This is a genomic window from Niallia alba, from assembly GCF_012933555.1.
In the GTDB taxonomy this organism is placed as follows: domain Bacteria; phylum Bacillota; class Bacilli; order Bacillales; family Cytobacillaceae; genus Niallia; species Niallia alba.
On record NZ_JABBPK010000001.1, the window covers coordinates 2,754,641 to 2,781,578 of the forward strand.

Sequence of the window (26,938 nt, forward strand, 5' to 3'; positions counted from 1 at the left end):
ACAATATAAAACACCTCCATAATGGCCATACTTGAAATAAGTATGGAATATTAATCGGAGGTGTTTTTGCATGGGCAAAAATATTTATACAAGTGAAATCAAATGGGCGGTAGTAAGGGACAAGCTTGAAGGGAAATTAACAACAAGAGAAATTATGGGTAAGTATGGAATTAAGAATAAATCTCAAGTTGAAACATGGATGAGATGGTATGAAAATGGGGAGATTTATCGGTTTGACCAACCAATCGGTAAACAATACACATTCGGACATGGTCCGGAATCTTTAAGCAAGGATGAGCGAATTAATAATCAACTTACTCACCTAAAGATGGAGAATGAAATCTTAAAAAAGTATTTGGCGATGAGAAAGGTGTCGATAAAAGGATAGTAGTACAATTGGTTGAACAATTTCGAGAAAAATATAGTGTTACCTCCATTTTAAAAGTATTGGAGGTTCCTCGTTCTAGTTATTACCGTTGGACAAAAGGTTTTGGGGAACATAAAAATGAGCATGAAGAGCTGATTATTGAAATCTGTAAGGCTACAAAATATAGAAATGGTCACCGTAAAATTAGAGCTATTTTAAAGCGAGATCATCATATTCATCTCAATAGGAATACAGTTCAAAAGATTATGCAGAAGTATCATTTGCAGTGTAGGGTGAAGCCGAAACGTAGATGGAAATCACAAGGAGAGAGTGAAGTAATCGCACCTAATATTATTAATCGAGATTTTAGCGCATGTAAACCAAATGAGAAGTGGGTAACGGATATTACGTATATTCAATATGGTAGCGAGACTCTATATCTGTCTACAATTATGGATTTGTACAATAATGAAATCATAGCTTATAAGGTTTATAACCATCAACAAACACCTTTAGTAATTGATACTTTGGAGGAAGCTCTAGATAAGCGGCATCAGCCAGAAGGAGTTATAATTCATTCTGATCAAGGAAGTGTGTATACTTCATATATCTTTCAAAATTATGTGAAAGAAATTCATATGATAAGTAGTATGTCCAGAAGAGGAAACTGTTGGGATAATGCGGTGATTGAATCTTTTCATTCAAATCTAAAAGCCGAGGAATTTCAGTATTGTAAGTTTAATACGTTATCGAATTTAGAGGTTATTTCTAGAGTAGAAGGATATATTCATCATTATAATGAAGATAGAATTCAAGCAAAATTAGGCTACTTAACTCCAAAAGAATTTGGGTTAAATGCAGCTTAATGGGGATTAGGGTTCACTTATCATGTAAAAAAGACGTGCACTTTATTTGGAGTGGCGGGCATGATAGCCTAATTAGGCTAAGCCAGATTCTATTGAAGATAGCTGGCTTCCTGGCTAAAGAATCTATGCCCGCAGAGGCTCCAAGTAAAGTGACAAAGTGCCTGAATTATTTCCAGTAAAGAACCAATATCAAATTAGTCGAAAAGTGTTAAATTTAATAATGGTTAGGTGTTTTATATATGTCTCATTTCGCTAGGTCAGTTCAAATCACTCTGCCTTTTTTTATTATTTTGTCATCGCATGTTCGACTTTAATGCAACGATCCATGATTACCGTATACCCTTTTTCTTTTAAATCATCAAACGTTTCTTCATGTACTAGTCCCAATTGTGCCCAAAATACATCTGCATCTATTTTTTCGAACTCAGCTGCAACCTCTGGCAAATATTCAGATCTTCTAAATACATTGACAATATCGACATGTCCTTCAATATCTGTTAACTGCTTAACCGCTTTAACTCCAAGTACCTCGTCTACAGTTGGATTAACAGGAATAATTTCATATCCAGCATTTTTCATTGCTTCTGAAACCATATAAGAGGTCCTAGAAGGATTATCACTTAAACCAACAACCGCAATTCTCTTTGCTTTTTTTAAAATTTCACCAATTTCTTCACGACTTGGATTATTAATAGCCATTTTAACCGCTCCTTTTTCTATCATTTTTTATACGTTTCCCCAAATCAGGGAAGAAAAAACTACAGAAAGCATTCCTACATGCCACTTTAACAATAGCAAATTTTTCTAGTTTTCTAAAGAAAGTTGCATTTAATTAAATATATTTACTGCCTTCACGTATACTTAACTTAGATAAACTATGTTCGTGAATAAACTGTCTAACTGATTCTGGATTGGTTTTTGAGTATTCCCTTAAACTCCAGCCAATCGCTTTTTGAATAAAGAATTCCTTACTTGATGCATTATGCAAGATATATCGGTACAGGCGACTTTCTTCTGTATCTTCTTTATATTTAAGCTGAAATAGTATAGAAGCTCTTCGCAGCCATAAATGATCTCCATAAGCCCAAGTCTCTATTACTTCATCCTTCACTTCTGGAGCGATCTTTGCAATATGACCAACGGCATGAGGAGCAATGCTATCAACTGTATCCCACCAAGATTTCGTCATAATCAACTTTTCAAATAAGGGGAGGTCCTGCTTACTTATTTTTTTCAGTGATTTGTTTATATAATCTAACGCTGCATATTGGTATTCACGCTCCTTTTTCTCCCACAAACTTTGCACAAAATTTTGCTGAAAGTCTAACTTTAAAAGGTCTGTTTCTGAAAAAAACTGTTTCATCAGCGCTCTTCGTTCCGGTGTTTTAATACCTAAAAACTTGAAATGATTCTTCATATATTTTTCCATCGGTATGGCCTTTTCTCTATCCTGATTTTGATCAAATATAAAAGACAAGTTTTCTAATAAGTTACTAGTTAAATTATCCTTGGATTTATTCATAAATATGCTCCTTCTTGTTAACTTCATCATTACTTAACGGTTAAATCCATATTATAATTAAAATGAACCTCACAACAAGCATTTATTTCCAAATATAGTGTATAAAATGCAAAAACCACTTTCCTCAAAAGAAAGTGGTTTCTTCGTTACTGTTTCTTTGTTTCTAAGGATAGTGCATTCCATGCTGTTTCGTTTGCAAAAGTGCGGGACCAACTTGCAAGTCCAGCTAACTCATATTTTTCTACTAATTCGGCTCTTTTTGCTAAAGATAGTTCATCTTCCAGCCAAATTTTATAGGTAGATTTTGTTTTCTCGTCAAAATATTCCCCATAGTTTTGACCGCTAACTTCATCGTACGTTGGTGTCACTTTATACTTTTCTAACCATTCCTCGACCTTTGCCATTGAAAGTGCCTTAGAAGATATTTCTCCGCTTTCCTTCTCTTCCCATAAACGAGCATATAAAGGTACACCTAAAACGAGCTTATCATTTGGAACAATATCGAGTAAGGTTTCTAAATTAGCCTCTACCCAAGGGAAACTCGCTACACTCCCAGCAATTGGACTTGTCGCCCAGTGCTCATCATATGCCATTACAACTAAATAATCGACGATTTCAGCTAGGTGGTCACGCTGTAAAAATGCAGAATAATTTCCGCCAGCGATAAACGTAATGTCCATGGACACTGTAATTCCCGCCTCATGTAAATATGGCGTTGCTTCTCTCACAAACTGAGTGACATATTTACCATCTTCTTCGCGAACATTTTCAATATCAATGTTAATCCCATCTAAATTATACATTTCACTATAGACTAAAAGTTGTCTAATTATTGCTTGCCTTTTCTGATAATCCTTCAATACTTCATGTGTATTATCAGGATCAAAATTATTAGAAAACAATCCCCATACTTGATAGCCTTGTTTATGCGCCCAATCTACGTATGCTTTTGATCCTAGATTACTAACATTGCCGTCATCTCCCGACAGCTTAAACCAAGTGGGAGAAACAACATTTACACCGTTCATTTTTGGAATGCTTGAAGTATCTGGATTTCTAGAGTATACGGCTTCCCAAGTTAATTGGATAGGACCGTTGATTTTATTCAGTTTTGGTTCCTTCTGTTCTAATTCTACTTGAACAACCGCTGATTTACCTTTTTCAACATATTTCTTTTTCACAAATCCAGCGATTCCATTCTCTTTTCTAACAAAATAAAAGTCTTCTTCTTCTTTTTCAATTGTTATATGCTCACCAGGAGCTAAGTCATCTGTATAAGGAGAGTATAATGTTGCTTCTGAACGCAATCTTGTGAAATCTTTTCTCACCTTTTTAGATGTAAATATCCCATCCGCTCTTTCTTGGCCATTTTCTTCTAAAAGAACAACATGCTTATCATCTAAAATGGTGTATTCGATTGGATAAAAACTTGCTAATGGATCAAGTGCAACATAAATCGTTCCATCCTCATCTCTTAATGGATGAAAAGAAAGCTCCGTATTTTTATCATTTACATAATAGGAAACGGAATCGGATGGAAATTGAATCACTTTATCTTTTGTCGTCACAATAACGGAATTACTATTTTCATCATACGTAATGCTGTCATCTATTTTTTCTTGCCATATTTTTAAAGGTAAATATACCGTATCCTTATCAAAGATTGCATTGCCGATCTGTTCCCCATTTAAGAAGATAGGGTTTTCTCCTTGAAAGTAATTTATCTTATCTTTATTACCGAATGGGTAAAAAATTAACAGGATAGTAGAGATTACAACTAATAATACAGCTAGAATAAAACCAATAAAGAGTTTTTTATTTGGCGTTTTTTTTTGAAAGGAATAATTTATTTGTGTCATTTGTACCTCCTTGAAGTAGTCCTTTTGCTGTTTCAATTACTAGAATAATAGCCGTAATGAAAACAGAGCTAGTTTCATATTAACACAGATTTCGACAAAAAAAGAACCACCAGACATTGACAGATGGCTCTCCCCATATTAATCAAATAATTATACTTCCTCATTATATCCGATCCTAATGTAGAACAAGATTCACTTATATTCAGTAAAGTTCTTTCGAAATCCATAAAAAGCACGATAACCTTTGGTTTCATAATAGGTATGTGACGTACTGGATGCCAGCATTTCTACTCTAGTATTTGGATATAAACGATGGACATAGTATAATAAATTATGTCCAATCCCTAAGCTCCTATATGTCTGATCAATTAGCAATTCACAAATATACATAGTAATTGATTGATCTGTCATCCCCCTAATATAGCCGATTATTTTATCATCTAACATTGCAACATAAGCAATATTAGAATGATTCCAAGCGGATATTGTATCTTCTTTTTTGGCTACTAAGTTATTCCACTGTTCTTCTCTATTTAATGCGTGTATAGATGGGAAATCATCTTCTTGATATTTTCGCACCTGTATTTCCAGTCCGTTTTTTAACTTAATCATCTTTTTTCTCCTAATTTTTTATTATCTTTATAAAATGGTGGGTACTTATTGCCGATAACGGCATTATTACGATTGCTAAAAATAGGATAAGAAAAATATCTGTAGCGATTGTATAGTCAATCCATTTATTATAAAGTGAAACTTCCATCAGTGGGGGTTTTCTTCATCCCCCACTGATGGTTAGTTGAACCAATCGGACCTTTACGGACAGTTGATCTCCCACCTATCTTCCTCGTATTCTCATATGCTTGAGGGGGAGTCGTACTGTCCGTTAAGAGTGGGATAGAAATAATAGACTATTCTAAAATAAATAATAAAAAAGATGATTAGTAAAAAATAAAATACAAAACTATCTTTATATTTTTTCATTACTCCTCCTGGTTTTTGGAATATTATACCATATTAAAACAAAAGACGCTCCTAAAGGAACGTCAAATTATTTACTATTCATCTTTAATTTCTTGATATACCAGTTGATGGTCTATCAAGTACGATACGTGGAGCTGAAATTAATAAAAGTACAAGTACGATTGAACATAGAATGGTTGCTCCTAAATAAGATCCACCGTTTACTATCAAGGAATTGATAAATGGCGACATTCCTTCTGGCGCATAACTTGCCCAAATAGTTACTCCTGCGATAAAATGCCAAATATAGCGAGTAAAACCCCCAACGACTACAGCCAAAATAATTAAACCAATTGCTAATCCCTTTTGCTTCGTTTTTAAAGCATTTTGTATAGAGGAAGCAAATAAACCAGCAAATCCAATACAAGCAAACGCGAATAAGTACTCTAAAATAACTTGCCAAAAGCCTAATGCTTGCAGATCACCAACAACAATCTGTAAAAGCCCCCATAAAAATCCTGCGATCGTACTTGCTTTAAAGCCCCAACGGAATGCAACGATAAAAATAGGTACCATTGCAAAAGAAATTGAAGTATTAAATACAGGAATAGATGGCAATAAATCGAGAATAAGTGCAATTGCAGCCATGATCGCCACTTCTATCATGACAACTAATTTCATATTTTTCATAAAAAAATCTCCTTTTTTGTGCAGACCAAAAGGAGAACTTACGCGCGAAATGAATCATATAGTTTCTACTATATACATTCTTCCCACATTCCTACGTTAGCATTAACTAACAGGTTCGAAGGGTCAGATCAATGGATCACTCTCAGCATTACGCTCCCCTTGTGGTTTGCTTTTTATCAAATTAAATTTATTATAGCATAAATCGTTCTTCAAATATGTATTTTTATTAAATACAGAATTTTTCTTTTTTTTCAAAAGAAATTACCCAAACACTTTCTTAAATTGTTTGGGTTCCCGTTTTGCCTCTAATTAATATGATTCATCCTTTAATCAGTAAAAATTTGCTCGCCATAGTTATTATTTTTAGATGTATTTTTTCTAATATATAATATAGTCAGCTTGAAAAACTTTCTTGTTTAGCGATAAGCTTCTAAAAAGTCACACGGTAAACAAATCCTTCAAATCCATCTCGTTTCTTTTGACTGATTGATACTCACAACTTGACGGCTTCGTAACATAATCTCTCTTCCATTCTTCCTGATAGATTATAATCTTTTTAATCGCAGCTACAATATAATACACATCCTCGTTACTCATCGTAGGATGTAGGGAAATTCGAACCCAGCCTGGCTTGTGCGAAAAATCCCCATCTTGTATTTCCTTACTTAATTCTTTGGATTGTTTATGCGTAATCGGTAGTAAATAATGTCCATAAGGCCCCGCACATGAACACCCACCTCTTACTTGAATGCCAAAGCGATCATTAAGTAACTTCACGACTAAATCATAATGAATATCTTCGCAAATAATCGAAATAATCCCTAACCTATCTTCATTTTCCTCTTCTAAAATTCGAACTTTATTCAATTTTTTTAGTTCTGTTATTGCTAGATGTACTAATTCCTTCTCCCTTTGTTCTATTCTTTCTACTCCCATTTCTTCTTTTAGTTGAATACAGAGTGCAGATTTAATTGCCTGTAGAAACCCAGGTGTTCCCCCATCCTCTCTTTCTTCGTCATCCTTTTTGTATAAAATATCTCCCCATTCATTTGTGAAATCTACTGTTCCTCCGCCTGGATGATCTGGTATGCTTGAATAAATAAGTTCCTTTGCCATCACTAATACGCCGCTAGTGCCAGGACCACCTAAAAATTTATGGGGAGAGAAATAAATAGCGTCCAATCTTTCCTCTTTATTAGCCGGATGCATATTAATCGATACATAAGGGGCAGATGCTGCAAAATCGACAAAGCAATAGCCTTTATGCTTATGCATGATTTTCGCAAGCACGTGATAATTTGTTTTTCTTCCAGTCACATTGGAACAGGCAGTAAATGCCCCGATTTTTAATGGGATGTCTTTATATTCCACTAGCAATGATTCTAAATGGTCTATATCTACATCGCCCTTTTTGTTCGGTTTAACCATGATGACATCAGCATTTGTCTCGAGCCAAGATAAGTAATTTGAATGATGTTCCATATGTGTGACAAAGACCACAGCTATTTTTTCCTTTTTAGCACATGAATTTTTTAATCCTATAATTCTTTGTAATTTGTTGACTACTGCTGTCATGCCAAAACCATCAAACAATATAATATCATTCTCACCTGCATGAACGTGTTTTTTAATGATTCGTTTTGCTTCCTTATACGCTTTTGTCATATACGTACCTGTAATATTTGATTCTGTATGCGTATTAGCAACATAGGGACCTAATTTATGTGTAATCTTTTCTTCAATCGTTTTATATAATCTGCCACTTGCTGTCCAGTCAGCATATAGCAGCTTTTTAGTTCCATAAGGTGTAGAAAAGGTTAAGTTATTTCCAATGATATGATTCTTTATCTTTGAAAAATAATGCTCCAATTCAGTATTATAATGGTATATAGATTCACCAACTTTAATTCTGATCAATTTAAAAATCCCCTTTCTCTCTCCTTCTTTAACCTATGTTAAAATAAGAAGAGAGGTTATTGCATTTCGGATTGTTTGAAAAAAATTCATAAGAAGGATGGAACATATATGATGATTACCTTGCCTGATTATGCACTTGATTATATGGAGAATTTAAACCAATCTGGACGAAGCAAACTTACATTAAAACAGTACGAATCTGACTTAAAGAAATTTTTCAGCTGGCTCGATATCTACAAAGAAAACACTAAATTTGAAACAATAAAAGCATTACGAGCTGATGATATTCGCGCCTACTTTCATTATTTAAAGGAAAAGCAATTGTCGCAAGCTACTATACGTAGGCTAGCATCTGTTCTTAGTCGATTAATGATTTATCACCAATGTATCTGCGCTCATGAAATTCACAAACTAGCTGAAGCTGCCCCATTACGTACTCTAACGGACAAAGATTTTATAACCCAAAATGAATATAGCCTACTAGCGCAAATGCTATTAACAAAAGATGCAGAAGTTACAAAAAAATCAGCTCGAAATTATCTGTTGACAAGAAATTGGACAATTGTAGCATTGTTACGAACTTTTGGTCTTACACCTTTTGATCTACATAGTATCAAGATGAAGGATTTTAACCTTGCACAAGGTGAGCTTACGCTTAGTAGAGACACAACTCGATTAATTCTTTCCCTTCCTCACGACATTATGGCAAAATTACGAGATTACTATTTTTCTATTCCAGAATCGTTTCGGCCAAAGTATTATTCCAACGATCCCGTTTTTGTCGCTTTCAACAATATTTCTTATTCCTTTCAATACGATTATGATCGACAAAAGCCAAAAGGATTGTCTGTCCGTGCAATTCAAGAAATGATTAAAGATGAAGTAAGAAGAGCTGGTTTGCGAAAAATTTCAGCTGTTAATTTCCGAAATACAGCAATTTTAGAGGAACTAGCAAACGGTGTGTGTGATGAGAACGTAATGCAGCAGTTTCATTTAACAAGTGAAGCAGCGCTAAGAAGATATAAACAATATTTACAGGAAAAAGAACAAAAATAAGTTTGACTAATAAGAAAAGCGAAGTGCACCCATTTAGTTACATTTCATGGAGGGACAGACATTTTCTGCGATAAAATAAACACGGTAACGGTCGTTGAGCTGATTTTACTTATGAAAAGGAATAGCAGGGACTTTACAAACCGATTGGAGCTTAAACTAAATACCAAATTGACTTAAGAAACCTTATATTTTCTTGTCTGTAAAAAAAGATGAACCTAAAATGAGGATCATCTTTTTTTACATTATTGCTGTGTTGCGTCATTTTCTTCCCAGTATACTTTGCTGAAAATCTCGGAAAATGCTTCAATACTGCGATTCAATTCTGCTTGTGTATTGTCTATTCCACCGACTTCTAGAAGAATAGCACGATCAGAGAAGTCCTGATTATATACCCCATTCCCTTCTTCTTTTCCTTTTAAGAATACGCCTCTAGAAATACCAGGATACTTCTTATCCAATTCTGCATGAAGCTTTTTCGCAAATTCCTGATTTTTTTCATAACCTTTGTTCGCATCACCAATAATAAAAAGCAATTTTGCATAGCTGTTTCCATCAATTGTTGCTGTAGTAGTTTTCTTTCTTGCAGAATCTCGGTGTATATCAATTAAATAGTTTAAATGTTTATTTTCACTAACTGCTGTCTCAACTACCTCTTTTGAAACCGCATAAGATGAAAAAAAGTTCCAACCTCTATCAAGAAGTTTTTGGTTAATATTTGTTTTATCTAATTGAACTCCAATTCCTTCGTCTTGCAATAGATTACTTAGTTTATTACTCAATCCAACCACATTTGCTCGTTCATCCGAACTTACTGCTTCATTTTCATTCGCATTCTTTAAAAGTGGTAGATAGGCTTCTAAATTATGAGTATTGTAGACTAACACCGTTTTATTTTTAGGAGTAGCAACTGGTGCTTTATTCTCTGATGGTTTTTCTTCCTTCTCTACTTTTTCTTCATCCACTTCTTTCGGATTTTTCATAAGTTCTTCTGAAGGAGTAGACTCAAATGGTAGATTAGCAAGGCTTGTCCCTTCTTCTGCGACAACAATTTCTGTATGAAAAGAAGTCAAAGCAGGTAATTCTCTACCTAAAAGTGTACGCGTATCATCTAAACGAATATTAGTTGCTATTTGGAACAAGATATTTCCAAGAGAAAGTCCTTTCCCATCTGATTTTGGAAATAGATGATTTTCACTATGAAATATTTCCGTGTAAATTTCTGTTGAATTTACCGATTTTAAAATACTGGCAACATTATCTGAAGTCAATTTGAAGGAAAAAATAGAGGTCGTGATTCCTGCAATAAGGATAAACATTAGGATAATTCCTAATATTGTTGTATTCAAATATTGAATTAATGTACGTGTTTTGGAGGTTTGCATAATAAGTACATCCCCTTTCTCATTACAGATATATGCCAATCTACTAAAGAATAGTCTTGTAATCTATGAAATATTTGATAGGGAAATGTAATTATTTAATGAATGATTTGAAGTTTTGTAAATTATTTGAATGCGTAAAATTTACTGATGAAGATAAGATGACAGCCAATATAAAAAGCCACTTTAACTATAATCTTTTAGTAAAGTGGCTTTTTATATTACTGAAATGCAAAAAGAAACTCCGCCTCGCAAATCAGTTCGCCAGCTACGGTCGCTTTTCCTTTTGCCTTCGCAAAGCTATTTTTCACCTTTTCTACCATGACTTCCATGCACAGCTCATCACCCGGAAAAACCGCTTTTCGTATTCTAGAATGATTTATCCCTGCTAGAAGAGCAAATTTATTACTATGTTTTTCTTCACTATGAATAGCTACTGCCGTAACTTGCGCAATCGCTTCAATAATAAGGACGCCTGGCATAATTGGATTATTTGGGTTTTGCCCTGTTGCAAATGTGTCTTCCTTATTGATTTGCTTAACCCCAACAGCCATTTGTCCTTCTTTTAACTCTAATATTTCATCTACTAGAGGCAGAGGATAACGACTTAGTATATCCTTTACTTTCTGTAGATTCATCATTTCTGACCGCCTCTTTTATCTAATTCATTTTGTAATTGGGCCATTACATCACTTAATTCTTTAGTAATATCAGCTGGATCTTTCTTTGTTCCATCCTCATTTTTTAAGGAAATTGGATCACCAAATATAACATGTATTTTTTTTCCCCTTAACAGTCCTTTTAAATCAGTTGGACCACTATATGCAGCTGGAACAATTGGTACCCTTGCCAAATTAGCGATTGTAGCAGCACCCTTTTTTAAAGGGACATCCTCTGAAGTCCTAGTGCCACTAGGAAAAATCCCGATAATCTTCTTTTCCTTTAGTAGTTTAACTGGCGTTTTAATACTGCTGGGACCAGGATTCTCTCTATCAACTGGAAAGGCATTTATGCTATAAAAAAATTTAGCTGATTGAGGTTTAGCAAATAACTCTTTTTTTGCCATGAAATGAATTTCATTTGGTAACAAAGAAGTACCGAGTGCCACAACATCGACCCATCCTATATGGGAACAAGCTACGACATAACCAGTATCCTTCGGTAATTTATTTTTATTAATTACTTTTGTTCTCCCAAAAATTTTTAAAACAACATTTGCAAATCGACTCGTAAATGCATACATTTTTTCTTTCTCCTTTATGTGCAAAATAACTTCATGTTTATTTATGTGATCTTTCACTATATGTAAGATTTTAATAAGCCACAATAAAATCATCATTTTAAATTATATCATCTACTATTAGTAGTAGATACTATATTTTTTACTACCTACTTATTATATCTCAAAATCGCTAAAAAAAATAGTGCTGAACCCCTACTAATAGGCGCAATAGTTCTAGAAAAAACGATTACTAGTCGATAATTATCATTTCTTTCGGGAATATGTTTTTAAATGGTATAAAAAAAGAAGAAGGATTCGCCTTCTTCTTTCAGACTGTAGACAAACCCCTGAATTTTAGAAATAGAAGTTTGGATATAGTATATTTATTAGTCCCTTTGAATAGAGATGTTGCTTTCCACTCCAAGCAACGCATGAAAATTCCATTTAAGTTTCTAAAAATCTTTTTTATAAATTATATAGCAATTGAAGATAAAACAAGTCGCTTAACCGTATTAGCTACGCCATGCTCATCATTCGTTTCAGCAATTTCAATTGAAGCATTTTTTACATCTTCTCTTGCGTTCCCCATAGCAACTGGATAGCCGACTTTTTCTAACATTGATAAATCATTCATACTATCACCCATTGCTAATATATCTTTTAATTGAACACCTAAATGTTTTGCTAGTTTTACTAATGCATTCCCTTTTGATGCATCCTTATGCTCAAATTCAAAATTATACGTACCAGATGTCACGAGTGTAATCGATGGATCATCTTTGAATGTTTCCCAACCTGCATCCAATTTTTGTTTATCAAAGGAAAAGGCTAAAATATTGTATACATCAATAGTAGGCATTTCTATTTCCTTATAACTATTAATATACGAAAAACCGGTTTGTGAAAATTGGGTGATTGCATGTTTCTCTAGTTCTGCTCGACTAATTTCTGGATTAGCTGTACAAAGTCGATCAAGCTCTATTTCAATTAATTGTCTCCCTCGTTGTGGCGAATATAGATAATCATTACTAAAAACCTCATAATAATAATCTCTTTCTTCCAACCATTGCAATAATTTCATCGCTTTCTGTTTATCCATGGGTACATGATCAAAACGGTTGCCTTCAGGGTCATGAATCGTTGCCCCATTAGCCGCAATTATCCATGTTTTTAAACCGGTATCTTTAAAAATTTCGATAACATCTGGATAGTTTCTCCCTGTTGCTACAATCACTTCTACGCCTTTTTCTTGTGCCATTTTCAAACTTTCCACATTTTGAGGACTAATCTTGCTTTCATGATTTAAAAGTGTTCCATCTAAATCTGTTACGATACATGAAATCATGCTTCTCCATCCCTTCTGTTTGCCACCAATAATTCAACACCATTTTCGTTTAATAATTCTATAAACCAGTCTTCAGGTTCTTTATCTGTGATAAAGAGATCAATATCGGAAAGCTTAGCAAACTGATAAAAGTCGGTAATGCCAATCTTGCTATTATCCCCTACTACAATGACTTGCTTTGCTTGTTTCATCATCTTCTTTTTAACTGCGCCATCTTCTTCGTCGACAATAGTAAGTCCTTTTTCGGATATACCGACAATACCGATGAACACTTTATCTACATAATATTTATCTAATCGCTGAATTACAGAATTTCCATATAAATATCGATGTTCTTTTTGCATTACTCCACCTAATAAGTGAATTTTCGGCAATTGTTTATCTGATAAAATATCAGCCAAATTAATGGAGTTTGTGATCACCGTACATTCTTGGTTAATATAATTTCCCATTGCCTGAACGGTCGTAGAAGCATCTAGAATAATATGGTCATTATCTCTAACAAAGGATGCCGCTATTTTTCCAATAGCTTTCTTTTCTTCTGAAACGGATTTCAATCGATTATGATAATTATCTACTTTCCGATGAACTTTAGGTAATAGTGCACCACCTCTTGTTCGAATAATTGCCTGTTCCTCTTCAAGCTTTACTAAATCACGTCTAGCTGTATCACGAGAAACGTGAAAGAGGGAACAAATTTCTTCCACAGTAATTTTTTCATGCTGATTTAAATAGTGAACAATGTCTATTAACCTTTGTTCTTGTGCCATATTATCCCCTCAAATTCTTTCTTCTCTTTCTATTTTAAGTTATTCACTTAAAAATTTCCACAATAATAAGCTAAAATAAGTAAAATAATTATTTCCACTTAAAAAAACGCAAATGGATGCTGAATCTATCCATCTGCGTTTTTTTAATTAGTTACCTTCTAACCACTTGATCGTTCCATTTATTAATTGATTAAATTGACTTGAGGATGAAAATGTATGCTCTCCATTTTCAATAAGTAATGTTTCAACCGTTCCTTTGTCTCTTCGTAAATATTCTTGTTTATATTCATTCAAATACTGATACGGAATATCCTTATCTACTGTTCCGTGCGCTATAAGAACATCTCCAGAAAACTGTCGACAGCTTTCTAACGGGAAATAATCCGATAAAGAATCAAAATATGTTTGGTAAAACGAATAGCCATAAAAATCAACTACTTCTTTTTCTGCTAATTCGGACAACCTTTCCTCTCCAAATATTCGTTTAATATCAAATGCTGGTTTCCCAACAGCAGCCCACTGAATTAAACGGCTAACGCGCGAATTGTTGATTGCAGTGAATAATGCGACTGCACCACCAAGACTATGCCCTAGTAAAATAAGTTCTTTTATCGAGAGCTCATCATACGCAAATTGAATCATTGCTTCTGTCTGGTCAATTAAATCGGACAATCGATTCCTGCCATATTCACCACTAGATTCTCCACATCCCTTATAATCAAATCGAATCACTAAATAGCCCATTTCAGTAAGTAAATTACTTGCCTTAACAAACAATCGGTCTACTCCAACTCTACTGCCGATCAACCCATGGCAGATAATTATTACTTTATATTCGTTGTAGATTTTATTTGGATAATCGACAGACAGTATGAGATCATCGTCCTTCCATTTGATTGTCTTTACCTCAGTCATCTCCACTTCCCCCTAATTACACATGATAATTATTCATTATATATTATTCCTACCTGTTTAGTAAGTTTAAAACAACAATTTTCTGAAATCTTTTTTTCATCATAAAGGAAAGTTACTTCCTTGGCAATTCATGTTTTAAAAAAACATTATGATAAAATAGACTATAGAGAAAATATTATCTACTGGTCAAATACAGGGAAACTTCCATCAGTGGGGTATTTCCTTCCTCCCCCACTGATGGTTAGTTGAGACAATCGAACCTTTACGGACAGCTGGTCTCCCACCTATCTTCCTAGTATTCTCATAAGCTTATGGTTGAGTCTTACTGTCCGTTAAGAGTGGGATAAAATGGTCTATAAAAAGGAGATTCTTATGTATTATATTGATTACCATCACCATTCCAATCATTCTTTTGATTCGAAAGCAATAATGATGGAAATTTGCAAAGAGGCAATAACTAAAGGAGTGCAAGAAATTTGTTTTACGGAACACTTTTCGGTCAATCCAAATGCTCCTACCTATGGACATATGAATTGGCCAAACTACCTAGCAGATATCCAGAAATGCCAAGTTATATATGAAGATCAACTTCTAATAAAGATAGGAATTGAATTATGCGAACCACATTTAATGCGCGAACAATATAAAGCTGTTTTATCAACAATTCCTTTTGATTATGTACTCGGCTCTGTTCATAATCTTGCTGGTCTAACACTTCGTAAATATATGAACGCACACCCAAACGAGGATATTTATCTCGCCTATTTTAAAGAGATGTATGAATTAGTTACATATGCAGATATCAATGTGCTTGCACATTTTGACTTAATGAAACGATATGCGCATGCTACAAGAGGAATATATACCTTTGCAGACTATCAAGAAATTATTAGTTCCATATTAAAAATGGCTATAAAAAGAGGAATTGGATTAGAAATTAATACTTCTGGTTGGAGAACAAAATTAAATGAATCATTGCCATTTCTAGAAGTTTTAAAGTTATATAAAGAATTAGGAGGCGAAATACTAACGATTGGCTCTGATTCCCATAAAAAAGAAGATGTTGGCGCAGGCTTCACAGAAGCACTTAATTTAGCAAAAGAAGCTGGTTTCTCTTCCTATTATACATTTGAAAAAAGAAAACCAATACGAATAGACATGTGAAATTAGGATATTGGTCTAAATTAGATCTCTAAATAAATAAAAAGAGGCTGGGACATAAGTATTCCAGCCAAGGATAATTCCGAACAATTATACGAAGATGCTAATGAATGTTCCGTATAATTGTTCGGGCTTTTATTTGTTTTTCAAAGGATGTTTCCATGAAGTTTGGTGCGATTCCCCGCAGCCGGAATACACTTCGCTTTCCATGGGGCTCGCGCTGAGCCGCTTCGGCCTGTGGCCTGCAGGGTCTCAGACTGTCTCGCTAATCCCATAGGAGTCTTCGTGTATTCCGGCTGCTCTGTTTTTCCAACTAATTATATTTCCTCTTGTAAAAAGTATGCGAAAGCAGCCGCTATTTACTAGCTATATTAGAAATTGTTCGTCTTTACAGAGTATCTATTTAGTTATGTCCCATCCTCTTTTTATTTATCTAAACAAACTACTTTTAAATATAGGAAACAATTAACTCTGCTTTCCCATTTAATTCAAATGCACCAAATTTATTTGGCAGCAAGAAATGATCTCCTTTTTGGAAAGCAAATTCTTTCCCATCCTTTTCTAGAGAGCCGTCTCCCTCAATTACGCTACATAATAAGAAAGATTGCTCTTGCTCTCTATTTGCTTTTCCATCTAATGCCCATTTTTCAACTGTAAAATAATCGCATTCAACAAAGTTGGTAATTTCCAAATCTCCTTTTTGCTCAACGGTTGGAGAAGTTGCTGCTAATTGGTGTGGGACTGTTGTTACATTAATTGATTGCTCAATATGTAATTCCCTTTTATTACCTTCACTATCTGTACGATCATAATCATAGACACGATAAGTTGTATCTGAGTTTTGCTGTGTTTCAAGTATGATAATACCTTCTCCAATAGCATGAATTGTTCCACTAGGTACAAAGAAGAAATCGCCTTTCTTTACTGGTACCTTGTTTAATAGCTCATCCCATCTGTTTTCAGCTATCATCGCTTTTAATTCTTCTTTTGTGTTTGCATGATGGCCAAAGATGATTTCTGCCCCATCCTGACAATCAATAATATACCAACATTCTGTTTTCCCAAGCTCCCCATTTTCATGAACTTTTGCATAATCATCATTCGGATGGACTTGTACAGATAAGTCTTGATTTGCATCTAATATTTTTGTTAATAATGGAAAACGATCACCATCTATATTTCCAAAAAGCTCACGATGATTTTCCCATAATTCTTCTAAATTTTTACCTGCTAGCGGTCCGTTCTTAACCATACTTTGTCCGTGCGGATGTGCGGAAAACGCCCAGCATTCCCCTGTTATTTCACTCGGTATATCATAACCAAAGCTACGGAGCGCAGTACCTCCCCAAATTCTTTCTTTAAATACTGGTTTAAAAAATAATGGCTCGTTCATTTGATAATGGAACTCCTTCTTTACAATATTTACAAAACTATTCTAACATATTCCGTAATAAAACGGTTTCGATTTTCAAAAATAGAAAATAAAAGCAAAAAATTAGTGGGAATTTTCCTAGTAGATTACAAAAAAAGATATACATTTTTTGCTAAAAATACAAAAAATAAGAGGACAAAATGATAGAAAGGTGATTTAATAGATTTGTAATATATCACCTATAGGGGGAAATTTATGAAAAAGTGTAATTGGAAATCTTTTTTTGCTTTATTACTAATTGTTTCATTAGTTTTTAACATCCTACCGATGAAAGAAGCAAAAGCGATGGAAAACATCACCCATGCTGAAACTCTTTCCATTGGAAAAGAAATAACATCATCTTTTCAAGCAGATGAAAATGTAAAATGGTTTATGATTGATCCTGCATCAGTCGTAAAAAACGCAACTCATTTAGAGATTAAATTAAATTCTACGGAAGAAATGAATATTTCTGTCTATTCTAGTAAAGAAAATGCGCAATTAGGTAATACTTTTAGCCAATATAACACAGTTAGCTTTATTGACTATGCAGGCGTAATCTATTTTCCAATTGCATGGGATGGACCATATTATATTAGAGTAGACTATTATTCCAACTTAGAGGATGAGGAATACATAGACGAGGATGAGTTCCCTGAAACAAATGGAGATTTTTCCTTAATAGTAAAGGATACAAAGTTGGCACCTACCGTTGAAGTGGAAGAAGCATGTCCAGTCGAATTAAGCATGCTGGATACAAAAGATAATCGAACATTGCTTACACAATTACGAACCATTCGAGATACCATTTTATCATCTACAGAAAATGGGACAAATCTTTCTAGCTTATATTATCAAGTCTCTCCTTTTCTGACAGCAAAAATGATATTTAATAAAACATTGCGACAAGAAGTATTAACAAATTTAACAGCATTAAAACCAATTTTCACTAACTTGCTAGAAAATGGGACAACTAGCAATTACAAGATAAGCAAAAACGAAGCAAAGGCAATAAATAATTTATATGCTATTGCTAACGAAGCATCACCTGCTGCTTTACAAACAAAAATGGAAAAAATAGCTAAAAAAATAGATTTGTCGAAATTAGAAGGCAAAACCATTGCCGATATTTTTAAGACATTAGGGGCTTCTAGTTCCACTATTAGCAACAAAGAAATGAATAATAAATTTATCGTCAAAATGAAAGCAGGAAGAACTGTTTCTTCCTTAAAAAACAGTCTAGGTAAAGCAACCGCACAAACGATTAATGGTTTAGAAGGCACAGAACAAATTGCAGACGGCATGTTTACAATTGAATTAGATCAAGGTAAATATACGGCCAAAAGTGCTAATACTCTCATTAACAAAATGGAGCAAGCCAAAGAAGTCGAGTATATAGAGCCAGTGCAACAATATTCATTATTGGCTTTGCCAAGTGATGTGTCTGCCCCTTATCAATGGTCATTAAAAAATACAGCACAAACAAATGGGAAAAAAGGGGCTGATATACAATTCGAAAAACTATATCAGCTTCAGCAATCTTCTAACATGAAACAAACGACAATCGCTGTATTAGATACTGGTGTCGATGCTTCTTTAGCTGACTTTAAAAATAAAATTACTGCTGGCTATAATTTTATCAATGAATCAACGAATGTATATGATGACAATAATCATGGAACCCATGTAAGTGGTATTATCGCTGCTGGCATAAATAATGCTTTTTCCATGTCTGGCATCCATTCCAATGCAAAAATAATGCCGGTTAAAATATTAGACGCCTCAGGTTCGGGGGATACAGAACAAATTGCTAAAGGAATTAAATATGCAGTAGATCATGGCGCAAAAGTAATTAATATGAGTTTAGGCGGTGGGTATAGCAGAGTGCTTGAATCGATGCTTCAATACGCCTATAGCAAAAACGTCACTATCATTGCCGCTAGTGGAAATGGAGGCTATGAAGGTCTTGATTATCCAGGTTCTTCTCAATATGTTACGGCAGTTGGTGCCTCAAATGATTTAGACATCGTTGCCGATTATTCAAGCTATGGAAAAGAGCTGGATCTTGTAGCACCAGGTTCTAATATTCCAAGTCTTGTTCCTAATGGTAATTTAGTGCTTTACAGTGGTACTTCTATGGCTACCCCACACGTTGCTGCTGTGGCTGGATTACTGCTCTCTTTAAACGGAAACCTAAAACCGAAAGAAGTAGAAAAATATTTAACAGATACAGCTACATCCATTATCTTTAAAGAAAATGACAATCCTGAAAACGAGTATATGGAAGAATTTCCTGAGGACTTTCCTGTAGATAGCTATCCAGTAGGCTTTGATAAAGTATCTGGTTGGGGCAGATTAAATGCCTATTCTGCTTTTAGTGCCTTGCAATTAAAAGCTAAGGTTGCACCGATTTATAATAGTACTCGATTACTTACAGGTACAGCTGAACAAGGAAGTGTAATAAGTGTAAAACTGGGCAGTAAAACTTATTCGGCTACAACTGATAAAAACGGGAAATTTGCAGCAGAAATACCGCTGACTCAAACAAACCAACTTCTTTATATCCATTTTTCAAGTAAAGATGGGAAGGCTAGTACATCCATTCGAACAACGGTTCAAAATGACACAAAAGCACCAAGCGCTCCTACCGTTCAAAAACTTGGCGATAATGATGTAGTGCTGAAAGGAACGAGTGAGGCTTTTGCTAGTATTTCCGCAACTGTAAATGGAAATGCGATTGGTAATGGAAATGCAGACTTAAACGGAAAATTTGCTATAAAAATCAAAAAGCAAAAACGAAACACAGTTGTTTCCGTAACAGCTACAGATGGAGCGAAAAATAAAAGTAAAGCAACAACAATTAAAGTGATTGATAACACGCCTCCTTCTGTACCATCTGTAAATGGAACGATTAGTAATAAGTCTGATAAAATTTCCGGTAAAGCAGAGACTGGTTCTACCGTTACAGCTAAAGTCGGAAAAACTACGCTCGGTTCTGCTATTGCTGATAAGAATGGAAAGTATACGATTAAAATCAAAAAGCAAAAAGCGAACACCAAGATCAGCCTAACTGCTACAGATAAAGCAAAAAATGCAAGCAAACAAAAAACAATTACGGTTGCTGATAAAATAGCTCCTGCTGCTCCAAGTGTAAACAATGTTACTACTAAAACAACAAAGATTACAGGCAAAGCTGAAGCAAATGCAACGATAACCATTAAAATTAAAAATAAAGTTTTGGCAGAAGGAAAAGCAGATAACAAAGGGGTATTTTCCATTAAAATAAAGAAACAAAAGGAAAAAACCTCCCTGAATATAACAGCAAAAGATAAAGCTGGGAATGTCAGCAAAACCGTTACTAAGATTGTCAAAAAGGCTAAATAAAAATATCAAAAGAAGGCTCTCTTTTCGAGAAACATTACCGTTTCGAAAAAAGAGAGCCTTCTTAATTTATGCACCTGTATTATATTTTTCTTTCTTGGTTACGATTGTTTCTTTTCCAATCATTTTCCCGTGTAAATAGTAATAAAAAACAATACCAATCAAAATATAAATGCTACTTAAAGAATAAAAAGTATTTAAGCCGATTGCGTCGCCAATAATTCCGACAATATATGAACCAAAGCCAATCCCGATATCAAAAATTGATAAGAATGTTGCTGTTGCAAGTCCCCGTCTCTGTGGAGCTGCTTTTTGGATGGCGATTGTTTGTAGACATGGGAACATAGAGCCATATCCTAAGCCAATTAATGCTGCAGAAAGTAAAAACATCCATTCTGATTGAGCCATTCCAAGGACAATCATTCCAATAGCAAATAATACGATGCATGGATAAACGATTTTATTTGCTCCATATCGATCAAACCATTTTCCTGCAAAAGGTCTTGCCATAAGCATAAAAATTGCATAAACTACAAAGAAATAACCGGATACACTAACAAGCCCTATATTTTCTGCATAGACAGAAACAAAGGAAAGAATGGACGAATAAACGATTCCAAACATCGCAGCAACGATACTAATTTTCACCGCTGTATTTTCCATGATTTGCTCGAATTTAAATCCCTTCTTACTATTATTTTCTTTCTCGACCGTTTCCGTTTCTACCACTGGCTCAAATTTCATGAACCCACCTGTTAAAATAGCTAAAAATGCAAAAATAAGCGCTAATGTAAATAGTGTTGTATTTCCCCATGAGTTAATAGCTTGCAATCCAATAAAAGGACCAACAACCATTGCTAAGTTCATACTCATGGAATAATACCCCATGCCCTCTCCTCTTCTGGAACTCGGCAAAATGTCTGCAACAATGGTTCCAGTTGCAGTGGTAGCCATCCCAAATCCAATCCCGTGCAAGGCACGAACCACAAGTAAACCTTCAATAGAATCAGTAAATAAATAAAAAATTGCGGCAAGTAAGAAAATAAGTAAGGATGTTATAAATATGGCCTTCTTTCCAAACTTTTGCATTAAATTACCTGCTATTGGTCGAATGATTATCGCAGTAATTATGAAGACCGTAACGATCAATCCTGCTGTTGACTGCTTTCCATTCAGTTCTCGAATCGCATAAATTGGTAATGATACTAATAAAAAATAAAACGTCATAAATAAAAAAAAGTTACTTATCCATATTTGGATAAACCCCTTTGTCCATAATGGTTCTTTATTCAATTTTTTTCCTCCTTGCTTGCTAATGATTGAGACCACTGCGAAATAGTTTGTTGCAAATATACCCAAGAATCAACTGGCAATTGTGCAAGCAATTCTTGGTTTGCCTGTAAAACAGCGACTTCCCATTCTTCGTACTTTTGTAATGCTACGTCCGTCAAAAACACTTTGTTCGTGCGTTTGTCTTCTCCCTTTACTTGAAGCACATATTTTTTCTCAACCAGCTTTTTCACCGTACGTGTTACAGGTGGTGCTTCTATGGATAAATATTCAGCAATTTCCTTTTGAGTAAGCGGACCGTTCTTTTTTAATACAAACAAAATTGCCCATTCCGAACTATAAATATCAAAGGGCTCTAATGCTGTATTTAAGTGTTTTGTAAATTGCCTTGCAAGCTGCTGGATAGAATGGAATAATTCATGAGTCGTGTTCATCTCTTTCTCCGATCTAAAATTAATTACCTAGGTAACTATATCATATTTTAAGGACTGATAGCAATATATTACTAAAGGATTGTGTTTTTTCAATAGGAAAAAGAATTAGTAGGAAAAATGGAGCAGCCGGAATACACGAAGACGTCACGGGGATTAGCGCGACAGTCTGAGACCCCGGTGAGGAGACTCAAGCTTCGCCCCACGGAAAGCGAAGTGTATAACTTTACGAAAACAGCCTTATTTAAAAACAGCCTTATTAATCAATCGTTTGATTAATAAGGCTGTTAGTTCTTTATGGAATTATTTTTGATTTCTATGTCTATATAAAGTGAAACTTCCATCAGAGGGGGTTTTCCTTCCTCCCCACTGATGGTTAGTTGAACCAATCGGACCTTTACGGACAGTTGATCTCCCGCCTATCTTCCTCGTATTCTCATAAGCTTGAGGAGGGAATCTTATTGTCCGTTAAGAGTGGGATAAAAAACTGCAGACGTAAGTCCACAGTCCCTTCTTAATCCTTCTGATTAGATAGAAATTACATCGCCAGCATAGATAGTTCCGGTTTGAATGACACTCGCATAGAGACCAAAATGATTATTTTGGTCTTTCACAAGTTGTTTCAATAACTTTGGTTGCCTTGTGCCTGTTTCGGGATCGACCGTAATAATCATACATCTTTCACAATACTTGTTGATTTCAAGAATTACTTCTGTACCAATTTTTATTTGTTTTCCTATCAAGTCTTCTTCCTTCATACTATTTTGTAAATCATATAAGATATTCCCTCTAAATCTCCTTTCATCAATTACTTCACCATACGAAGAAGATAATTCGGATAGTGCCTGTGTAGAGATTAACAAAATATTGTCTTCTTCAATTGCCGGGAACGGAACATAGTTTGGAGAATAGGTGATTGTTTCCAACGTTCGATTTGTTTCTTTTTCCAGCCTTTCTAATAAAGCTGAATCATCCCAATTGTATTCCGAACCATCGCTTGCACTAATTTTCATTTTAGGAAAAGCTTCTAAACAATCATCCCCTATAAACGCTGCTTTGTATGTAACCATTTTAGGATATTGAGTAATCGTTAAATGCTTGTCCTTACTCGACTTATCGATAAAAGCATGACTTCTATCCCCATATATACCATAAGACATGATTCGTGCTTTCGAAATACTTTCTCCGGTAAAAGATTTTACAGGATAACGCATCATTTTATGTACCTTTCCAACAATCATAACTCTCCCCCACCTTTCTCTTTCTTCCATTAAAACAAAAAAACTCCCTAAAACCAATTCTTTTAGAGAGTTCTTTGGATATTAAGGTTGGGTTTCTTTCATTTCAACTGATAATAAACGTTCTGTTCGCGTATCAAAAGTTAAGTTGACAAATACACCTATTTCTTTTTGATCCTGCTTTACAATAAGCTTAAACTTTTCCACTGAAGTTCCTTTTTTATCTTCCTTACCAACATGCAGATAATCGGTAACCTCACTATTAGGGTATTTTTCTTGAGCCTTTGTCATGGCAATTCTGCCCCATTTAACATAAGAAGGTAATGCTTCTGCTTCTGTTTGTAGAGGAAGTAACTGCATAAGAAATACACTCAGCAATAAGATGCCTATGAATGGAAACTTTATTTTTTTCATGCAATCATCTCCTTTCATCATATTTTTAGTATGAACATGGAATGAGAAATTATGTACGTTTAATATGTTAACTAAATTATTTTTAGGTTGACATAAATTATTTCGGGAAGTATAGTAAATAAAGTAAATATTATAAAAGGGAGTGACAAGCTTGAAACAGTGGAAAACAATTGATATTACGATGATTGCCTTATTTGTTGCTTTTATGGCAGTTGGTGCGAATGTAGCAAGTTTTCTAGTAATTGGAGGTGTTCCAGTGACCCTTCAAACATTTTTTGCTATCCTTGCAGGATTACTTTTAGGAAAAAGACTCGGTAGTGTTGCAATGATTGTTTATATGCTCGTTGGTCTCATCGGCATTCCAATTTTCGCAGGTATATCAGGTGGTCTTATTACGATTACAAAACCATCTTTCGGATTTATTTTAGCTTTTATCATTACTGCTTTCTTTGTTGGATTAATAGTTGAAAGAAAACAATCTGTTCCTGTCTATATTTTTAGCGGATTCATCGGTTTAATCATTAATTACATAATCGGAACTAGCTGGATGTATATGGCATATAAACTTTGGTATGCTGCACCAGAAGGCTTTACTTATCAACTATTGTGGAGTTGGATGGTTCTTCCGTTAGTAAAAGATATCATTCTTACGTTTATCGCTGGAATTGTTGGTTATCGATTGTATAATTCCGTTGTTAAAAAAAGTGCGCTCCATACAAATTGGAGTTCTAATTCTAATCAGTAATAAACAAGTCCCCACATCTGTGGGGACTTGTTTATTACTAAAACCGCCGACTTCCTCTATTTTTCGCCATAAAACGACTGTTTAATTTAAAAATCCTGTCTGATTCTGCGCTTTCCCGAGAAATACTTGCCTATTTCCATTCCCGATTATTCTATCAATGAAACATTATCTTACTTGGATAGGATAAGAAAAGTCCAGCGATTCTAATTCATCGGTCAAAACATGTATTTCCACATCCCATTTTCCTGGCTGATTTAATTGGAGATTTTCTGCAAAATAGTGTCCTTCCTTTTCCTGTGTTAGAGGAAATGAAGTTTCTTTTTCTCCATGCTTTAACGTAATCGTAATTTGTTCGATTGGATCGATTGGATTGCGATTATTATCAAATACAAATACTTCATATTGATTTTGCACACCAGTCTTTTTCGGTGTAATCGATAAACTAATATTTTCATTATAACCACCAAGTTCTGCTTCTTTATAAAAAGGCAAATCAATTGGCAAGGTTGGTGTTTGAATTTGTGTAAATGCACTAGTCACAAGTAATATTAAGATACCTAGACCGATTTCAATTTTTATTGATTTTTTATAGAAATCTTTCTTTCCTAATAGAATTCTACTAACCAAGTGATACGCTCCAAATATAAGCATAAATACAAGCAAACCAATTTTAATTAACAAGGTTTTTCCGTATGCCGTACTTACTAGTGAATGAAAATCAGGGATTAATAAAGAAGCATTTATTACTCCCGAAATAGCTAAAACTGCAACTGAGAAAAGAGCCCATAAGGAGTACTTTTCCATCGTTGCCCAGTACATGTCATGACCTTCGCCTTCTTTAGCAAATATCCCTTCTCTCAAAAAGAGTACAATAACAAGCATTCCGCCAAGCCATATGGATGCTGCTAATAAATGAGAAAAATCAAACAAAATTGCTACTGTTTCATATGGTGAACTGGAAGGATGACCAAGAAACGCCTTCGAAGCCATAATACCTAAAAAAGCCAACCCTGGAATAAACCAGTGTTTTCTTTCGAAGTAACTTTCTTTTGTCCAAATAGATCGTTGTCCTACAAAAAGGATAGCTAAAAGGATAATTTGGATAATCCAAATGGTTCCTTCTTTCGTACTTGACAATGTTTCTAATAAATTGGTAGGTTTTATGGAAGCTACTATGCCACCACCTGCATAACTTTGTGTTTGTATTACAAGGAAAGTGAAAATACTAATCGCAAGCAATATGATTGCAGTCATAGAAACTGTTTTTGTTCGTTTTATTAATGTGCTGGACAAGTTTTTTTTCTGAAACCAAATCGTATAAAATAAGAAAAGTCCCATATATAAAGAAAATCCGATATAAAGGAAACCTTTATTTATCATCATACTAATGAATGTTGTTAAATTCCCATTCTCCTGTTGTGTTGGAAATGATGCCCCCTTAGGCAATTCACCAATACTAAACGGAAGCATCCCGGAAACAGAGTGTCCATCCGCCGAAACTACTCTCCATTCTACTGTATAAATATCGTTAGGTAACTCTGGTTTTAAATCCACTTCGATTGATTTTTCCGTATCGGGGTTAATCACAATATTCTTCTGATCAACTCTTTCCCCTGATGAGTTTAAAACATTTAATATTGTAAAACCAGTTTGAATTTTTTCATTAAATTCTATGTACACTTTTTCTGGAGCTTCCTCTAATATTTCATTTTCACTAGGATTGGAATTTGTTATATAAGCATGGGCAGAAACTGTATTTATTCCTATAAAACTAATAATTAGTACAATTAAAGGAAACATAAGCAATATTTTCCTATTCACTTTTTAAATCACGTCCTTCTATTTTCTATATCCCTCCCAATTATAGCGAATGAACACTCATTCGTACAATCAAGTGGTATATTTGTATAGTTATTCGATCATTTTTGCGAGAATTAGTCATCATTTGTCTTCGAATAGCGTATTTTGCGCTTTCCCAAGAAATATTATTATCTATCGT

General features: G+C 34.4%; 23 protein-coding genes and 1 riboswitch. Of the genes, 5 read left to right on the plus strand and 18 right to left on the minus strand.

Annotated elements, in window-relative coordinates; genetic code table 11:
- Positions 1–70: 70 nt before the first annotated feature.
- Positions 71–1,233, plus strand: a protein-coding gene (locus HHU08_RS13200; RefSeq protein WP_407939815.1) for an IS3 family transposase whose coding sequence is annotated in 2 segments (ribosomal slippage) — positions 71–347 and positions 347–1,233 — 1,164 coding nt in all. Because the reading frame shifts where the segments join, the coding sequence is not laid out codon by codon here.
- Between the two features lie 285 nt (positions 1,234–1,518).
- Here the strand turns inward: HHU08_RS13200 and HHU08_RS13205 are convergent.
- The 6 genes from HHU08_RS13205 to HHU08_RS13230 all read right to left on the minus strand — a co-directional run bounded on the left by HHU08_RS13205 (position 1,519) and on the right by HHU08_RS13230 (position 8,181).
- Positions 1,519–1,932 carry a CoA-binding protein gene (locus HHU08_RS13205; protein WP_101731117.1) on the minus strand — a complete coding sequence of 138 codons (414 nt, stop codon included), beginning with the start codon at positions 1,930–1,932 and terminating at the stop codon, positions 1,519–1,521.
- A 133-nt stretch (positions 1,933–2,065) separates the two neighbouring features.
- Entirely contained in the window at positions 2,066–2,755 is a 690-nt protein-coding gene (locus tag HHU08_RS13210; RefSeq protein ID WP_016203660.1) for a DNA alkylation repair protein, read from the minus strand.
- A gap of 146 nt (positions 2,756–2,901) precedes the next feature.
- Positions 2,902–4,614 carry a glycosyl hydrolase family 18 protein gene (locus tag HHU08_RS13215; protein WP_169188649.1) on the minus strand — a complete coding sequence of 571 codons (1,713 nt, stop codon included), beginning with the start codon at positions 4,612–4,614 and terminating at the stop codon, positions 2,902–2,904.
- Positions 4,615–4,806: 192 nt separating this feature from the next.
- Positions 4,807–5,226: a GNAT family N-acetyltransferase gene (locus HHU08_RS13220; RefSeq protein WP_016203659.1), complete on the minus strand. Its 420-nt coding sequence runs from the start codon at positions 5,224–5,226 to the stop codon at positions 4,807–4,809.
- 453 nt (positions 5,227–5,679) lie between these two features.
- A complete protein-coding gene (gene thiT / locus HHU08_RS13225) occupies positions 5,680–6,264 on the minus strand; it encodes an energy-coupled thiamine transporter ThiT (protein WP_016205499.1) in 585 nt (194 codons plus the stop codon).
- A 71-nt stretch (positions 6,265–6,335) separates the two neighbouring features.
- A riboswitch (TPP riboswitch) is annotated at positions 6,336–6,434 on the minus strand.
- Positions 6,435–6,702: 268 nt separating this feature from the next.
- The gene (locus tag HHU08_RS13230; protein ID WP_169188650.1) at positions 6,703–8,181 is read right to left on the minus strand and encodes an aminotransferase class V-fold PLP-dependent enzyme; all 1,479 of its coding nucleotides are present in this window, start codon (positions 8,179–8,181) and stop codon (positions 6,703–6,705) included.
- 108 nt (positions 8,182–8,289) lie between these two features.
- Here HHU08_RS13230 and HHU08_RS13235 point away from each other — a divergent pair, with 108 nt between their 5' ends.
- Positions 8,290–9,237, plus strand: a complete 948-nt coding sequence (locus HHU08_RS13235; RefSeq protein ID WP_016205406.1) for a tyrosine-type recombinase/integrase — start codon at positions 8,290–8,292, stop codon at positions 9,235–9,237.
- 242 nt (positions 9,238–9,479) lie between these two features.
- Here HHU08_RS13235 and spoIIP read toward each other — a convergent pair whose 3' ends face one another.
- From spoIIP to HHU08_RS13265, 6 genes are all read right to left on the minus strand, one after another.
- Positions 9,480–10,619: a stage II sporulation protein P gene (gene spoIIP / locus HHU08_RS13240; protein ID WP_224428332.1), complete on the minus strand. Its 1,140-nt coding sequence runs from the start codon at positions 10,617–10,619 to the stop codon at positions 9,480–9,482.
- Positions 10,620–10,837: 218 nt separating this feature from the next.
- Complete coding sequence (gene fabZ, locus HHU08_RS13245) at positions 10,838–11,257, minus strand: 3-hydroxyacyl-ACP dehydratase FabZ (RefSeq protein ID WP_040344370.1); 420 nt, start codon at positions 11,255–11,257, stop codon at positions 10,838–10,840.
- A complete protein-coding gene (locus tag HHU08_RS13250; RefSeq protein ID WP_101731111.1) occupies positions 11,254–11,859 on the minus strand; it encodes a lysophospholipid acyltransferase family protein in 606 nt (201 codons plus the stop codon). The genes fabZ and HHU08_RS13250 overlap by 4 nt, the downstream gene beginning before the upstream one ends.
- A gap of 451 nt (positions 11,860–12,310) precedes the next feature.
- Positions 12,311–13,183 (minus strand): Cof-type HAD-IIB family hydrolase, encoded by an 873-nt coding sequence (locus HHU08_RS13255; protein ID WP_016205401.1) that lies wholly within the window; start codon positions 13,181–13,183, stop codon positions 12,311–12,313.
- Complete coding sequence (locus HHU08_RS13260) at positions 13,180–13,953, minus strand: DeoR/GlpR family DNA-binding transcription regulator (RefSeq protein ID WP_016205400.1); 774 nt, start codon at positions 13,951–13,953, stop codon at positions 13,180–13,182. The genes HHU08_RS13255 and HHU08_RS13260 overlap by 4 nt, the downstream gene beginning before the upstream one ends.
- Positions 13,954–14,100: 147 nt before the next feature.
- Positions 14,101–14,868 carry an alpha/beta hydrolase family protein gene (locus tag HHU08_RS13265; protein ID WP_016205399.1) on the minus strand — a complete coding sequence of 256 codons (768 nt, stop codon included), beginning with the start codon at positions 14,866–14,868 and terminating at the stop codon, positions 14,101–14,103.
- Between the two features lie 372 nt (positions 14,869–15,240).
- Here HHU08_RS13265 and HHU08_RS13270 point away from each other — a divergent pair, with 372 nt between their 5' ends.
- Positions 15,241–16,032, plus strand: coding sequence for a histidinol-phosphatase HisJ family protein (locus tag HHU08_RS13270; protein ID WP_016205398.1), 792 nt, complete (start codon positions 15,241–15,243; stop codon positions 16,030–16,032).
- A gap of 445 nt (positions 16,033–16,477) precedes the next feature.
- Here the strand turns inward: HHU08_RS13270 and manA are convergent, their stop codons facing one another.
- Entirely contained in the window at positions 16,478–17,422 is a 945-nt protein-coding gene (gene manA, locus HHU08_RS13275) for a mannose-6-phosphate isomerase, class I (RefSeq protein WP_169188651.1), read from the minus strand.
- A 234-nt stretch (positions 17,423–17,656) separates the two neighbouring features.
- On the opposite strand from manA, the gene HHU08_RS13280 reads away from it, so the two are divergent.
- On the plus strand, positions 17,657–20,824 hold the full coding sequence (locus HHU08_RS13280) for a S8 family peptidase (RefSeq protein ID WP_169188652.1): 3,168 nt from the start codon (positions 17,657–17,659) through the stop codon (positions 20,822–20,824).
- Positions 20,825–20,890: 66 nt separating this feature from the next.
- Here HHU08_RS13280 and HHU08_RS13285 read toward each other — a convergent pair whose 3' ends face one another.
- The 4 genes from HHU08_RS13285 to HHU08_RS13300 all read right to left on the minus strand — a co-directional run bounded on the left by HHU08_RS13285 (position 20,891) and on the right by HHU08_RS13300 (position 24,194).
- On the minus strand, positions 20,891–22,114 hold the full coding sequence (locus tag HHU08_RS13285) for an MFS transporter (protein WP_016203656.1): 1,224 nt from the start codon (positions 22,112–22,114) through the stop codon (positions 20,891–20,893).
- A complete protein-coding gene (locus HHU08_RS13290) occupies positions 22,111–22,545 on the minus strand; it encodes a MarR family winged helix-turn-helix transcriptional regulator (protein ID WP_016203655.1) in 435 nt (144 codons plus the stop codon). The genes HHU08_RS13285 and HHU08_RS13290 overlap by 4 nt, the downstream gene beginning before the upstream one ends.
- A 524-nt stretch (positions 22,546–23,069) precedes the next feature.
- Positions 23,070–23,783, minus strand: a complete 714-nt coding sequence (locus tag HHU08_RS13295) for an MOSC domain-containing protein (protein WP_040343607.1) — start codon at positions 23,781–23,783, stop codon at positions 23,070–23,072.
- Positions 23,784–23,864: 81 nt separating this feature from the next.
- A complete protein-coding gene (locus HHU08_RS13300; protein WP_016203653.1) occupies positions 23,865–24,194 on the minus strand; it encodes a DUF3889 domain-containing protein in 330 nt (109 codons plus the stop codon).
- A 151-nt stretch (positions 24,195–24,345) separates the two neighbouring features.
- On the opposite strand from HHU08_RS13300, the gene HHU08_RS13305 reads away from it, so the two are divergent.
- Positions 24,346–24,939 carry a biotin transporter BioY gene (locus tag HHU08_RS13305; protein ID WP_016203652.1) on the plus strand — a complete coding sequence of 198 codons (594 nt, stop codon included), beginning with the start codon at positions 24,346–24,348 and terminating at the stop codon, positions 24,937–24,939.
- Positions 24,940–25,104: 165 nt separating this feature from the next.
- Here HHU08_RS13305 and HHU08_RS13310 read toward each other — a convergent pair whose 3' ends face one another.
- A complete protein-coding gene (locus tag HHU08_RS13310; RefSeq protein ID WP_016203651.1) occupies positions 25,105–26,739 on the minus strand; it encodes a copper resistance CopC/CopD family protein in 1,635 nt (544 codons plus the stop codon).
- Between the last annotated feature and the right edge of the window lie 199 nt (positions 26,740–26,938).